This is a genomic window from Streptomyces sp. NPDC057136, assembly GCF_042670885.1.
In the GTDB taxonomy this organism is placed as follows: Bacteria; Actinomycetota; Actinomycetes; order Streptomycetales; family Streptomycetaceae; genus Streptomyces.
The window spans coordinates 128,471-140,836 of sequence record NZ_JBHUUV010000017.1 but is presented as its reverse complement, the minus strand read 5'-3'; the positions used below and the strand labels follow the sequence as shown (position 1 = coordinate 140,836).

The window sequence follows — 12,366 nt, the reverse complement described above, 5'->3', positions numbered from 1 at the left end:
TCGGGGCGGGGCACGTGCTTTGTTTCAGAACTGATGCACCGGCCGGTTAACCGGCCCGAAATGGCACAAGAAATCCCTGATAATGTGACGGCGGTTGCTGTGCTGTGAGGGTCCTCTTCATGGAAACTACACACAGTGACCGGGTGCCGGTGGAAGACAGACCGGCCCCGGATTCCTCGGCAGGGCGTCGGCATTCCGCCGGTGGGGTTAAGCGCGGCCTCGTAAGACGTCCCGCACCCCAGATCTCTGCCAGTAAAGAGCTCTTGCGGTGTTCAAGGAGGACGTCCATGACGAGCATCAACGAGCAGCCGATTCCTGCTGCCCGCCCGGTCATCGGTGAAGAAGAGATCGAGGCCGCCGTACGCGTGCTGCGCAGCGGACGCGTCGTACAAGGGCCGGAAGTAGCGGCATTCGAGGAGGGCTTCTCGGAGGTGGTCGACGGCCGTCACTGCGTCGCCGTCAACTCGGGAACCTCCGCGCTGCACCTCCTGCTGCTCGCTCTGGGCATCGGCCCTGGCGACGAGGTGATCGTCCCCTCGTTCTCCTTCGCCGCGTCCGCCAACGCCGTCCGCCTCGTCGGCGCCGACGTCGTCTTCGCCGACATCGAGCCCGGCAGCTTCGGCCTGGACCCGGCAGCCGTCGAGGCGGCGATCACACCGCGTACCGCCGCGATCATGCCGGTGCACCTCTACGGTCACCCGGCGGCCATGGACAAGCTCATGCCCATTGCCGAGAAGCACAATCTCGCCGTCGTCGAGGACGCCTGCCAGGCGCACGCGGCTGCCCTCAACGGCACGCCGGTGGGCGCCTTCGGAGCGGGCGGAACGTTCAGCTTCTACCCGACCAAGAACATGCACTCCCTCGAGGGCGGCATGGTCACCACGGCCGACGCCGAACTCGCCCGCACCCTGCGCCTCCTGCGCAACCAGGGCATGGAGCAGCGGTACGCCAACGAGATCGTCGGCGCCAACATGCGTATGACGGACGTGGCCGCCGCTGTCGGCCGCGTACAGCTGACGAAGCTCGACGGCTGGACCGAGCAGCGCCGCGCCAACGCCGCGTACCTCGACGCACACATCAGCAACCCGGCCGTGATCACCCCGCCGGTCGCCGAGGGCGCGCGCCACGTCTACCACCAGTACACGATCCGGGTTCAGGGCGACCGCGACGCCGCGATGGCCGCGCTCACCGAGGCGGGCGTCGGCAACGCCGTCTACTACCCGACGCCGATCCACCGGCTCAAGCCCTACTGGGAGCCGGACCAGAAGGCCGGCCGTACCTGGGACCTGCCGGAGACCGAACGCGCCGCTGCCGAGGTCGTCTCGCTGCCCGTCCACCCGTCGCTCAGCGAGGGTGAGCTGGAGCGCATCGCCAACGCCGTGAACACGCTGGGAGCGAAGCTGTGACCGCCGTACTCAAGGCCGGGCTGATCGGCCTGGGCTCCATGGGGCGTCACCACGCCCGGGTGCTCGCCGCACTCGACGGCGTGACGCTGGTCGGCGTCGTCGACCCGATGGGGGACAAGAACGGCTGGGCGCAGGGCGCTCCTGTCCTGTCCACGGTCGAGGAGCTCATCGCCCTCGGCATCGACTACGCCGTCGTGGCGTGCCCCACCGGGCTGCACGAGGAAGTCGGCCTGCAGCTGGCCGACGCCGGTATCTGCGCACTGATCGAGAAGCCGCTCGCGGACACCGTCGAGGGCGCCCGCCGTCTGGTGGACGCCTTCGAGTCGCGTGACCTGGTGGCCGGCGTCGGTCACATCGAGCGCTGCAACCCGGCCCTGCTCTCCCTGCGCAGCCGGCTGGCGGCAGGCGAGCTCGGCGACGTGTACCAGGTCGTCACCCGCCGCCAGGGACCGTTCCCGCACCGCATCGCCGATGTCGGCGTGGTGAAGGACCTGGCCACGCACGACATCGACCTGACGGGCTGGGTGACCGGCCAGGCGTACACCTCGATCGCCGCGCACACCGTGTCGAAGTCCGGCCGCCCGCACGAGGACATGGTCTCCGCCGTCGGTCAGCTCTCCGACGGCACGATGGTGAACCACCTGGTCAACTGGCTGAGCCCGCTCAAGGAGCGGTTCACCTCGGTCACCGGCGAGCGCGGCTGCTACATCGCCGACACCCTCACCGCCGACCTGACGTTCCACTCCAACGCCTCGGTCACCACCGAGTGGGAGGCGCTCCGCGCGTTCCGCGGTGTCTCCGAGGGCGACATGATCCGTTACGCGATCCCGAAGCGCGAGCCGCTGCTCGTCGAGCACGAGCTCTTCCGGGACGCTGTGCTGGGCGAGCCGGCCGACATCTGCACCCTGCGGCAGGGGCTGCGTACGGTTGAGGTGGCGGCTTCGGTCCTGGAGTCGGCCAGGACCGGCCGGACGCTAGTTCTTGAGACAGGAGAGCCCGCTAACCATGGCGGTTGAGAGTTTGGTGGCGGAGCTGCAGCGCAGCTCCCGAGGCAAGATTGTCATGCTCGTTGACAATGGCGTGAACGGCGATTCCCGTGTCCAGAAGGAAGCACGTTCCATGGCCGCGGCCGGCTGGGACGTGGTCCTGCTGGGGAAGTCGCCGACGAAGAAGGATCAGCGCTGGCAGCTCGGTGACGCCGAGGTGCGGCTGCTGCACGTTCCGACCCCTATGCACCGCAGGCGGCACGAGTACCGGCGGGCTGTGCTGCGCTCGCCGCTCGCGTACAGGCCGGGACCGCTCGCTGCCTATCGCAAGCAGCGGATGAAGGCGTGGCGGACCGAGCTGCACATCCAGCTCATCCAGGCGGGTCGTGGGGGCTCTGCGCTCGCCAAGCTGAAACTGCTGCCTCCGCGGGTCGTTTCCAAGGTGATGAACAAGTGGGTGAAACTGCGTGTGAAGCAGACGAACGCCCTGGAGCAGCGCCGCAAGGACATGAATTCCCCGCTTGACCGCTTCACCACGGCGTTCTGGCAGCGCACGATGGGAGTCAGGGCCTGGCGTCGGCTGGACCCGGCGCTGTGGGATATGGAGCTGGCCTACGGCAAGGTCATCGACTCTCTCAAGCCCGACCTGATCCATGCCAACGACTTCCGCATGCTCGGCGTGGGCGCCCGCGCCAAACTGCGGTCGGAGGCCAAGGGCCGTCCCGTCAAGCTGGTCTGGGACGCCCATGAGTTCCTGCCGGGCATCAAGCCGTGGAACTCCCATCCGCGCTGGCATGTCGCGCAGTGTGCCTACGAGCAGGAGTTCTCCCGGTACGCCGATGCCGTTACGACGGTCTCCGAAACGCTCGCCGGCATGCTGGCCGAGCGCCACGGCCTGAAGGCCAAGCCCGAGGTGGTGCTGAATGCACCCGACGCGGAGATCTCGCCCGAACAGGCATCCGAGCCCGTACCGGACCTGCGCGAACTGTGCGGCATCGGCCCCGATGTACCGCTTGCCGTGTACAGCGGTGCTGCGGCCCCGCAGCGTGGCCTCGACATCATGGTCGAGTCGCTGCCCCAGTTGCCCGACACGCATGTTGCGTTCGTGGTGCTGCGGTCCACGTCGGAGTACATGAACAGGCTGACGGCACGGGCAGTGGAACTGGGAGTTGCGGACCGGCTGCACGTCCTGCCGTACGTTCCCCACTACCAGGTCGTTCCGTTCCTGGCTTCGGCAGACGTGGGAGTCATCCCGATCCATCATTGGCCGAACCACGAGATCGCCCTGATCACGAAGTTCTTCGAGTACTCGCACGCCCGACTGCCGTTCGTCGTCAGTGACGTCAAAACGATGGGCGAGATGGTAGCCCGCACGGGGCAGGGAGAGGTCTTCACGGCCGAGGACGTTTCGGACTACGTGAGGGCCGTCAAGTCTGTGCTGGCAGATCCGGCGAAGTACCGCAACGTCTACGACTCCGCGGGGCTGCTCGACGAGTGGACCTGGGAGGCGCAGGCCGAAGTGCTCGACGGGGTGTACACCCGCATGCTCGGTGGCTCGCGCAGCAAGTCTGCCAAGACGGCTTCGCAGGTGGTGGCATGACCGGCAGACCTGACGTCACTGTCGTCGTCGCTGTTTACAACACCATGCCTTACCTGACGGATTGTCTGAACTCCCTCGTCGGGCAGAGCATTGGTCTCGATCGTCTTGAGGTCGTCGCGGTCGACGACGGTTCGACGGACGAGAGCAGCGCTGAACTCGACCGGTTCGCGGAGAAATATCCGGGCACGGTCAAGGTCATCCACCAGGCCAACTCGGGAGGACCCGCAGCACCCAGCAACCGGGCTCTGGACGTGGCCACGGGCCGGTTCGTGTACTTCATAGGCTCTGACGACTACCTGGGCGCGGAAGCCCTGGAGCGGATGGTGTCCTACGCGGACGAGCACAGCTCGGACGTCGTGATCGGAAAAATGGTCGGCACCAACGGCCGTTACGTCCATCAGAAGCTGTACGCGAAGAACGATCCCGACATCAGCCTGTACGACTCGAATCTGCCTTTCACTCTGGCGAATACCAAGCTTTTCCGCCGTGAGCTGGTTGAGAAGCACCACCTGCGTTTCCCGGAGGATCTGCCGGTCGGCAGCGACCAGCCCTTCACCATCGAGGCGTGTGTCAGGGCCAGGAAGATCTCCGTCCTCTCCGACTACACCTTCTACTACGCGGTGAAGCGCGGCGACGCCAGCAACATCACCTACCGGGCCAATCATCTGGCCCGCCTCCGTTGCACGAGCTCGATCATGAAGCACGTCGCATCTCTCATCGAAGCCGGTCCGCAGCGGGACGCCCTGTTCAAGCGGCATTTCACCTGGGAGCTCGCCAAGCTCGTCCAGGACGACTTTCCGGCCCTGGAGCCGGCTACCCGCCGCGAAGTGTGTGCCGGTATCGCGGAGCTCGCCGACGAATACCTCAGTGACGCCCTGCGGGACGCCCTGGATGTCAAGCGCCGGGTACGGATCTGTCTGGCGCAGGCGGGTGCTGTCGACGAACTGATCCAGGCGATCACGGAGGAGGCGGAGAATGGTGCGCCACCCTTCCATCTGGAGGGCGTTCGGGCCTTCGCCCGCTACCCGGGCTTCCGTGACCAGGCGGTGGGTCTCTCCGAACGCTGCTACGAGCTGGTCGGCGAGGCAGTGCCCGGGCGGTTGGCGAAGGGTACGGAGCTGGTGAGCGCGGAGTGGGACCAGACCGGCGAGGACCTGCGGCTGGACCTGATGGTGCGGATAGGTGTCACAGGTGACACCGGCTCCGCCGTCGTGCGTCTCATGACGGGTGCCATGCCCAAGAGCGCGGACAAACCCGGGGCACGCCGACTGCCGCCGGGCCACGGACTTCCCGCGCTTGAGGGTGAGTTCACTCGTCGTGTCACCGAGGACGGGCAGGCGACTGTACTGCGCGGCCTGATCCCGATCCAGACCGTCAAGTCGAAGCGAGGCGTCCGCGTCTACGTCGACGTGGCAGGCTCGACGTATGAGATTCCCGTGCGGACCGACGGGCTGCCGATGCCGCTGGCACGCCGGTGGGGTCGGACGAACCCGCACCGCGTCTCGGCAAGCCCCAATACCAAGGGCCGGCTCGTGATCACCACGGCTCCGCTGTGGGAGAGCAAGTCCGGCGCGGGCCCGCGGCTGCGCCGCATGCTGTCCAGGCTGAAGAGGAAGTAACCCGATGAATATCTGTGTAGTCGCGCTCGGCAAGATCGGTCTTCCGCTCGCCGTGCAGTTCGCCGCCAAGGGCCACAAGGTCATCGGCGCGGACGTCAACGAGAAGGTCGTCGAGCTGGTCAACGCGGCCACCGAGCCGTTCCCCGGTGAGTACGACCTGGACGTCAAGCTCAAGGAGACGGTGAGCGCGGGCCTGCTGTCCGCGACGACGGACACGACGGCCGCGGTCGCCGCGTCCGACGCCGTCGTGGTCGTCGTGCCGCTCTTCGTGGACGCCGAGGGCACCCCGGACTTCGGCTGGATGGACTCGGCGACGAAGGCCATCGCCGCGGGTCTGAAGCCCGGCACCCTCGTCTCGTACGAGACCACCCTGCCGGTCGGCACGACCCGCACCCGCTGGGCGCCGATGCTCGCCGAGGGCTCCGGCCTCACCCCGGGCGAGGACTTCCACCTGGTCTTCTCCCCGGAGCGGGTGCTCACGGGCCGCGTCTTCGCGGACCTGCGCCGCTACCCGAAGCTCGTCGGCGGCATCGACGAGGCGTCGGCGCAGCGCGGTGTCGAGTTCTACGAGGCCGTCCTCGACTTCGACGACCGCGAGGACCTGCCGCGGCCGAACGGTGTGTGGGACCTCGGTACGGCCGAGGCCTCGGAGCTCGCGAAGCTCGCCGAGACGACCTACCGCGACGTCAACATCGGTCTGGCCAACCAGTTCGCCCGGTTCGCCGACAAGAGCGGCATCGACGTCAAGAAGGTCATCGAGGCCTGCAACAGCCAGCCGTACAGCCACATACACCAGCCCGGCATCGCCGTCGGCGGCCACTGCATCCCGATCTACCCGCGGATGTACCTGTGGAACGACCCGGAGGCGACCGTCGTGCGCTCGGCCCGCGAGGCCAACGCCGCGATGCCCGAGTACGCCGTGGACCTGCTGGCCGCCGCCTACGGCGACCTGGCTGACGCTGGCGTACTGGTGCTCGGCGCCGCCTACCGCGGCGGCGTCAAGGAGACGGCCTTCTCCGGCGTCTTCGGCGTCGTCGAGGCACTGAAGGCGCGCGGCGCCATGCCGTTCGTCTCGGACCCGATGTACACCGCCGAGGAACTGACCGCGCACGGGCTCGTCCCGCACGAGGGCCAGGCCGTCACGGCCGCGATCCTCCAGGCCGACCACGCCGAGTACCGTGACCTGTCCGCGGCCGATCTGCCGGACGTCCGCGTACTGGTCGACGGGCGCCGTACGACGGATCCGGCCAACTGGACGGGCGTCCGCCGCGTCGTCATCGGCGGCTGACTATCCCATAGACACACAAGAGGCGGGGCGGCCGGTCTGGGCGCCCCGCCTGCTCCTGCTCTTCTGCAGACGTCAGAGAGCGCGTGTCGTGAGTTCGGTGAGGGCCCCGTCCTGCTCCGTGTACACGGCGCCGGTCTGCGGGCACTCCCACACTCCGGGCTCGCCCTCGCGCTCGACGAGCTTCACGCCGACGCGCCCGACCCAGCCGATCCGGCGGGCCGGGACGCCGACGACGAGGCCGAAGTCCGGCACGTCCTTGGTTACGACGGCGCCCGCGGCGACCATGGCCCAGCGGCCGATCCGTACCGGCGCGACGCAGACGGAACGCGCACCGAGCGAGGCGCCTTCGGCGACCTTCACGCCGACGGCTTCCCAGTCGCCGCCGCGCTTCTGCTTGCCCTCGGGGTCCACCGAGCGCGGGTTGTGGTCGTTGGTGAGCACCACAGCCGGCCCCACGAAGACACCGTCACCGAGCTCGGCCGGCTCGTAGACGAGGGCGTAGTTCTGGATCTTGACGTTGTTGCCGATCTGCACACCGGTGCCGACATAGGCACCGCGACCGACCACACAGCCCTCACCGAGCCGGGCACCTTCGCGGATCTGTGCGAGCTCCCAAACGCTGCTGCCGTCGCCGATCTCGGCGCTCTCGTCGACCTGGGCGGTGGGCTGGACTCTGTAGTTCACGTGGTGCGCCTTCCAAAGAGCGGACTTGCCCGCAGCTTACGATCCCGGTCACCCGGTGAGGCGGTGCCCGGCCTGCCCAGCCACCCGAGTACCGGGTGGCGGTGGAGGCATCGCGAAGGCTGCCTCCACCGCCCTACCGCCCCTTCCGACCGCTGCTGGCTGCGTAACTCGGCTTCTCCGGGGAAAACAGCGAGGGTCTGCACCAGCTGATTGCCACGTGGGAGACACCTCGGCCACGCCCGCCGTCAAACTGATCTGCATCTGCACCCGCACCTACGACGAAACCGGCAATACCGGGCACGCGGGACCTCAAGGTGAACGCAATCCCCACACGTCTTGCCCTCGAGGTCGTACGCGACGGCCGTAGGCATCGGGACACGCGGACAGTCGACCTTGAACTGGGGAGGAGGGGTGCCCGCATAGAGAGTGGAATCCTCGCGGACCTACGGCAGCTTGCCGCGCAAGGGCTGATCGAAGAGGACGGCAATGAACCTCGCGGAACGGGTCCACGACGGCGCTTGACCAGACTTGGAGTCGCTTGCCTCGAATTGCCGTCCATTGATGGTGATTGTTAGGGGGTGAGTGCGGTCCCGGGAGCTGGATACATCAGGCCGCGCGGGCCAACTCCGGCTTGGGCGTGAGTTCGAACCAGAGGAGTTTGCCGCTCCGGCCGGAGAGGTCGTCGCCGAGTGGATATCCGCCCCAGTTGTCGGCGCACTCGCGTACGAGGAGCAGTCCGCGCCCGCCCTCGGCGGTGTCGGCGGCGGGGGTGGGGGTGGGGAGGAGTGCCAGCGCCCCGGGAGGCCTGTCGAACGGGGCCGGGATCAGCGGGTTGTTGTCCCACACGCTGACCCGTAGCCCGCCGTCCTCCGTATGACGCAGCCGGAGTGTCGCCTGGCCGTCCGAGTGCCGGTAGGCGTTGGTGACCAGCTCGCATGCCAACAGCTCGGCGGTGTCGAGTAGTTCGGTCGGCCCGTGGAGCGCGAGCACGGCCCGCAGCGTCGTGCGCGCCACCCTTGGTGCGCGGGGGTCGTGGGGGAGTTGCAGGACGTACGACCAGGGTGTCTGCGGCGATACGGTGTCCACGGAAGTCTCCTGCGGGGAGGTGGAGTTGGATCACTCGGCGGCGGGGCCGTGCGGTGGCAATGTCGCGGTGAGCGGTGCGCTTCCGGCTGGTTGGCCGGGCCGGTCGAGTGGCTTGAGTCACACCATAGCCAGTGATGTGTAAGGTCTTACATCAGATCCTGGAAGGTATTACAACTCCACCCGTGTGGGTGACGCTTGGAGGCAGCCCCGTGCCAGACGCCCCGTCCCTGACCCTGCGCCAGCAGCGCCTGGGGGCCGAGCTGCGCAAACTCCGCGAGCGGGCAGGGCTCACCTCCACCGCGGCGGCGGCACTTCTGGGTGGTCCGCAGTCCCGGATCAGCAACATCGAGGCCGGCCGGTACGCAGTCGGTGCGGACCGTGTGCGGACCATGGCGCGGAATTACGCCTGTGTGGATGAGGCGTATGTGGAGGCTCTTGCGTCCATGACCGGCGCGCGCTCTCGTGGGTGGTGGCTCGAGTATCAGGATCTGCTCGCTCCTGGTCTCGTCGACCTTGCCGAGATGGAGCACCACGCCACCGCTCTGCGTGTGGCCGTGGTCATTCACATTCCCGGTCTGCTCCAGACCCCCGCTCATGCCCGCGCCGTTATGGCGGAAAGCGTCCCGCCGCTGCGGCCCTATGAGATCGAGCACCGCGTCTCGTATCGCGTCAAACGGCAAGCCGTGCTGTACGGAGAGTCCCCCACCCCATTCACGGCCATCGTTCATGAAGCTGCCCTGCGTATGGGTTACGGAGGCGGCGAGGTCGCTCGCGAACAACTGGACGTTCTGCTGACTGAGGGGGAGCGGGGCAACGTGAACGTCCTGGTCGTCCCGTTCGGCGAGGCTTCCTTCCCGGCGTCCGGGCAGGGAATCACGTATGCCTCCGGACCGGTGCCCCAGCTCGACACTGTGGTTCTCGACACCGACCACGGCTGCGAGTTTCATGATGCGCAGGCCCAGCTGGAGCGCTACCGGTCAGTTCTGGACCGTATGGAAGCGCGCGCACTCTCTCCTGAGAAGTCCCGTGAGCTCATCCGCCGCATTGCCCGAGACACCTGAGACGGAGTCCTCCGTGCCGATACTTGTCTGGCAGAAGTCGTCCCACAGCGCCGAAGCTGCGAACTGCGTCTGCCTAGCCGTAGCCCCCGACGGAAGCATCCGCCTCCGCGACAGCAAGGTCCCCGCGACCCTCGTCGCCACGACGCCCCAGGCCCTGCGGCACTTCCTGGGTGCCGTCGTCGCCGGATCCTTCGATGGTGCCGGGCGGCCCGCCTGACTGCTCGCGGGCGTACGGGGCGGCGGCCCAGGAAGACCCGACCACCCCGGTTTGACCCCTCGCACCCCGCCCCGTAGCCTTGGCCCTCGGCGTGTTTACCTGCGCCTACCCCTGAGCACATCCCTCCCGGTCTCGGCGTTCGCGTCGTCCGTCGTGGAGAGGCCGCTCATCCTTCCGGATCGTCGCAGGCTTCGGCCTGCGCGAGCGGCTGGCATCAGGGGATCCGTTCCGAGCGAAAGAGAGATCCGCGTGTACGCCATCGTGCGCAGCGGTGGTCGCCAGCACAAGGTAGCTGTCGGCGACATCGTTGAGGTTGACAAGATTCCCACCGCCAAGGTCGGCGACACCGTAGAGCTCTCTACGCTGCTCGTGGTCGACGGCGAAGCCGTCACCAGCGACCCGTGGGTGCTGGCCGGGATCAAGGTTCAGGCCGAGATCGTGGACCACCACAAGGGCGCGAAGATCGACATCCTTCGCTACAAGAACAAGACCGGCTACCGCCGTCGCCAGGGTCACCGCCAGCAGTACACGGCGATCAAGGTCACCGGTATCCCCGCGGCTGCGAAGTAAGGGACTGAGGAGACATGGCACATAAGAAGGGCGCATCGTCCACTCGGAACGGGCGCGATTCCAATTCTCAGCGGCTCGGCGTGAAGCGCTTCGGCGGTCAGGCCGTCAACGCCGGTGAGATCCTGGTCCGCCAGCGCGGTACCCACTTCCACCCGGGCACGGGCGTCGGCCGTGGCGGCGACGACACGCTGTTCGCGCTGACCGCCGGTGCGGTGGAGTTCGGCACGCACCGTGGCCGCAAGGTCGTGAACATCGTTCCGCTCGCCGTCTGATTCAGGCGCACGCAGAACGACACACAGCACCTTCCGAGGGCGGATCTCAGCTTTCCCGGTAATCGGGGAAGCGGGTCCGCCCTCGGCGTGTTACGTAGAGAGACATTCCCGTATTTACCTGGAGGCACCAACCATGACCACCTTCGTGGACCGCGTCGAGCTGCATGCCGCCGCGGGTAACGGGGGCCACGGCTGCGCCTCCGTCCACCGTGAGAAGTTCAAGCCGCTGGGAGGCCCCGACGGGGGCAACGGCGGCCGTGGCGGCGACGTGATCCTGGTCGTCGAGCAGGCCATCACCACGCTCCTGGACTATCACCACAGCCCTCACCGCAAGGCCACCAGCGGCCAGCCCGGTGCGGGTGACAACCGTTCCGGCAAGGACGGTCAGGACCTCGTGCTGCCGGTGCCCGACGGCACGGTCGTCCTCGACAAGGAGGGCAACGTGCTGGCCGACCTCGTCGGCCAGGGCACCACCTTCGTCGCGGGCCAGGGCGGCCGTGGCGGCCTCGGCAACGCCGCGCTGGCCTCCGCCCGCCGCAAGGCCCCCGGCTTCGCGCTGCTGGGCGAGGCGGGCGTGAGCCGGGACATCGTCCTGGAGCTCAAGACCGTCGCGGACGTCGCACTCGTGGGATACCCGAGCGCCGGCAAGTCCTCGCTGATCTCGGTGCTCTCGGCCGCCAAGCCGAAGATCGCGGACTACCCGTTCACGACCCTCGTCCCGAACCTGGGCGTCGTCACCGCCGGATCGACCGTCTACACCATCGCGGATGTTCCCGGTCTCATCCCCGGCGCCAGCCAGGGCAAGGGCCTCGGGCTCGAATTCCTGCGCCACGTCGAGCGCTGCTCGGTGCTCGTGCACGTACTGGACACCGCGACGCTGGAGTCCGACCGCGACCCGCTCTCCGACCTCGACATGATCGAGGAGGAGCTCCGGCTGTACGGCGGCCTGGAGGACCGGCCGCGCATCGTCGCTCTCAACAAGGTCGACATCCCGGACGGCCAGGACCTCGCCGACATCATCCGCCCGGACCTGGAAGCGCGCGGATACCGCGTCTTCGAGGTCTCGGCGATCGCGCACAAGGGCCTGAACGAGCTCTCGTACGCCCTCGGCGGGATCATCGCCGAGGCGCGCGCCGCCAAGCCGGTCGAGGAGTCGACCCGCGTGGTCATCCGTCCGAAGGCCGTCGACGATGCCGGCTTCACCGTCAAGCTCGACGACGAGGGCATCTATCGGGTGCGCGGCGAGAAGCCCGAGCGCTGGATTCAGCAGACCGACTTCAACAACGACGAGGCCGTCGGCTACCTCGCCGACCGGCTCAGCCGTCTCGGTGTCGAGGAGTCGCTGCGCAAGGCGGGTGCCCGTGCGGGTGACGCCGTGGCCATCGGCTCCGCGGAGAACGCGGTCGTCTTCGACTGGGAGCCGAGCATGATGGCCGGCGCCGAGATGCTGGGCCGTCGTGGCGAGGACCACCGGCTGGAGGCGCCGCGGCCCGCCGCACAGCGCCGCCGCGACCGCGAGGGCGAGCGCGACGACCCGCAGCGCGAGTACGACGAGTTCGACCCCTTCTAAAGAGCGG

12 protein-coding genes are annotated in these 12,366 nt (G+C 67.9%); 10 read left to right on the top strand and 2 right to left on the bottom strand.

Annotation, left to right across the window (positions count from 1 at the left end):
• Positions 1-287: 287 nt before the first annotated feature.
• Genes ACFT7S_RS21445 through ACFT7S_RS21425 form a run of 5 tightly spaced genes read left to right on the top strand, consistent with a single transcriptional unit; the run spans position 288 to position 6,899 of the window.
• The gene (locus ACFT7S_RS21445) at positions 288-1,406 is read left to right on the top strand and encodes a DegT/DnrJ/EryC1/StrS family aminotransferase (RefSeq protein ID WP_382734225.1); all 1,119 of its coding nucleotides are present in this window, start codon (positions 288-290) and stop codon (positions 1,404-1,406) included.
• Positions 1,403-2,422 (top strand): Gfo/Idh/MocA family protein, encoded by a 1,020-nt coding sequence (locus ACFT7S_RS21440; protein WP_382734222.1) that lies wholly within the window; start codon positions 1,403-1,405, stop codon positions 2,420-2,422. The genes ACFT7S_RS21445 and ACFT7S_RS21440 overlap by 4 nt, the downstream gene beginning before the upstream one ends.
• Entirely contained in the window at positions 2,412-3,992 is a 1,581-nt protein-coding gene (locus tag ACFT7S_RS21435) for a glycosyltransferase family 4 protein (protein WP_382734220.1), read from the top strand. Before ACFT7S_RS21440 ends, ACFT7S_RS21435 begins: the two co-directional genes overlap by 11 nt.
• Positions 3,989-5,611, top strand: a complete 1,623-nt coding sequence (locus ACFT7S_RS21430; RefSeq protein ID WP_382734218.1) for a glycosyltransferase family 2 protein — start codon at positions 3,989-3,991, stop codon at positions 5,609-5,611. The genes ACFT7S_RS21435 and ACFT7S_RS21430 overlap by 4 nt, the downstream gene beginning before the upstream one ends.
• A 4-nt stretch (positions 5,612-5,615) precedes the next feature.
• Positions 5,616-6,899 (top strand): nucleotide sugar dehydrogenase, encoded by a 1,284-nt coding sequence (locus ACFT7S_RS21425; RefSeq protein WP_382734215.1) that lies wholly within the window; start codon positions 5,616-5,618, stop codon positions 6,897-6,899.
• 72 nt (positions 6,900-6,971) lie between these two features.
• Here ACFT7S_RS21425 and ACFT7S_RS21420 read toward each other — a convergent pair whose 3' ends face one another.
• Both ACFT7S_RS21420 and ACFT7S_RS21415 read right to left on the bottom strand, forming a co-directional pair.
• Entirely contained in the window at positions 6,972-7,583 is a 612-nt protein-coding gene (locus ACFT7S_RS21420) for an acyltransferase (RefSeq protein ID WP_382734212.1), read from the bottom strand.
• Between the two features lie 606 nt (positions 7,584-8,189).
• Positions 8,190-8,669 (bottom strand): ATP-binding protein, encoded by a 480-nt coding sequence (locus ACFT7S_RS21415; RefSeq protein ID WP_382734209.1) that lies wholly within the window; start codon positions 8,667-8,669, stop codon positions 8,190-8,192.
• A 209-nt stretch (positions 8,670-8,878) separates the two neighbouring features.
• On the opposite strand from ACFT7S_RS21415, the gene ACFT7S_RS21410 reads away from it, so the two are divergent.
• The 5 genes from ACFT7S_RS21410 to obgE all read left to right on the top strand — a co-directional run bounded on the left by ACFT7S_RS21410 (position 8,879) and on the right by obgE (position 12,359).
• Entirely contained in the window at positions 8,879-9,730 is an 852-nt protein-coding gene (locus ACFT7S_RS21410; protein ID WP_382734206.1) for a helix-turn-helix domain-containing protein, read from the top strand.
• A 13-nt stretch (positions 9,731-9,743) separates the two neighbouring features.
• A complete protein-coding gene (locus ACFT7S_RS21405; protein ID WP_382734203.1) occupies positions 9,744-9,947 on the top strand; it encodes a DUF397 domain-containing protein in 204 nt (67 codons plus the stop codon).
• A gap of 249 nt (positions 9,948-10,196) precedes the next feature.
• Positions 10,197-10,517: a 50S ribosomal protein L21 gene (rplU, locus tag ACFT7S_RS21400; protein ID WP_214950890.1), complete on the top strand. Its 321-nt coding sequence runs from the start codon at positions 10,197-10,199 to the stop codon at positions 10,515-10,517.
• Positions 10,518-10,531: 14 nt separating this feature from the next.
• Positions 10,532-10,789: a 50S ribosomal protein L27 gene (gene rpmA / locus ACFT7S_RS21395; protein ID WP_382734201.1), complete on the top strand. Its 258-nt coding sequence runs from the start codon at positions 10,532-10,534 to the stop codon at positions 10,787-10,789.
• A 133-nt stretch (positions 10,790-10,922) separates the two neighbouring features.
• Entirely contained in the window at positions 10,923-12,359 is a 1,437-nt protein-coding gene (gene obgE / locus ACFT7S_RS21390) for a GTPase ObgE (RefSeq protein ID WP_382734198.1), read from the top strand.
• The last annotated feature ends 7 nt before the right edge of the window (positions 12,360-12,366 follow it).

What these genes read in the sequence shown, in the direction of transcription:
- ACFT7S_RS21445 (WP_382734225.1), top strand. Translation starts at nt 288, where the DNA reads ATGACGAGCATCAACGAGCAGCCGATTCCTGCTGCCCGCCCGGTCATC.
- ACFT7S_RS21435 (WP_382734220.1), top strand. Translation starts at nt 2,412, where the DNA reads ATGGCGGTTGAGAGTTTGGTGGCGGAGCTGCAGCGCAGCTCCCGAGGC.
- ACFT7S_RS21430 (WP_382734218.1), top strand. Translation starts at nt 3,989, where the DNA reads ATGACCGGCAGACCTGACGTCACTGTCGTCGTCGCTGTTTACAACACC.
- ACFT7S_RS21425 (WP_382734215.1), top strand. Translation starts at nt 5,616, where the DNA reads ATGAATATCTGTGTAGTCGCGCTCGGCAAGATCGGTCTTCCGCTCGCC.
- rpmA (WP_382734201.1), top strand. Translation starts at nt 10,532, where the DNA reads ATGGCACATAAGAAGGGCGCATCGTCCACTCGGAACGGGCGCGATTCC.
- obgE (WP_382734198.1), top strand. Translation starts at nt 10,923, where the DNA reads ATGACCACCTTCGTGGACCGCGTCGAGCTGCATGCCGCCGCGGGTAAC.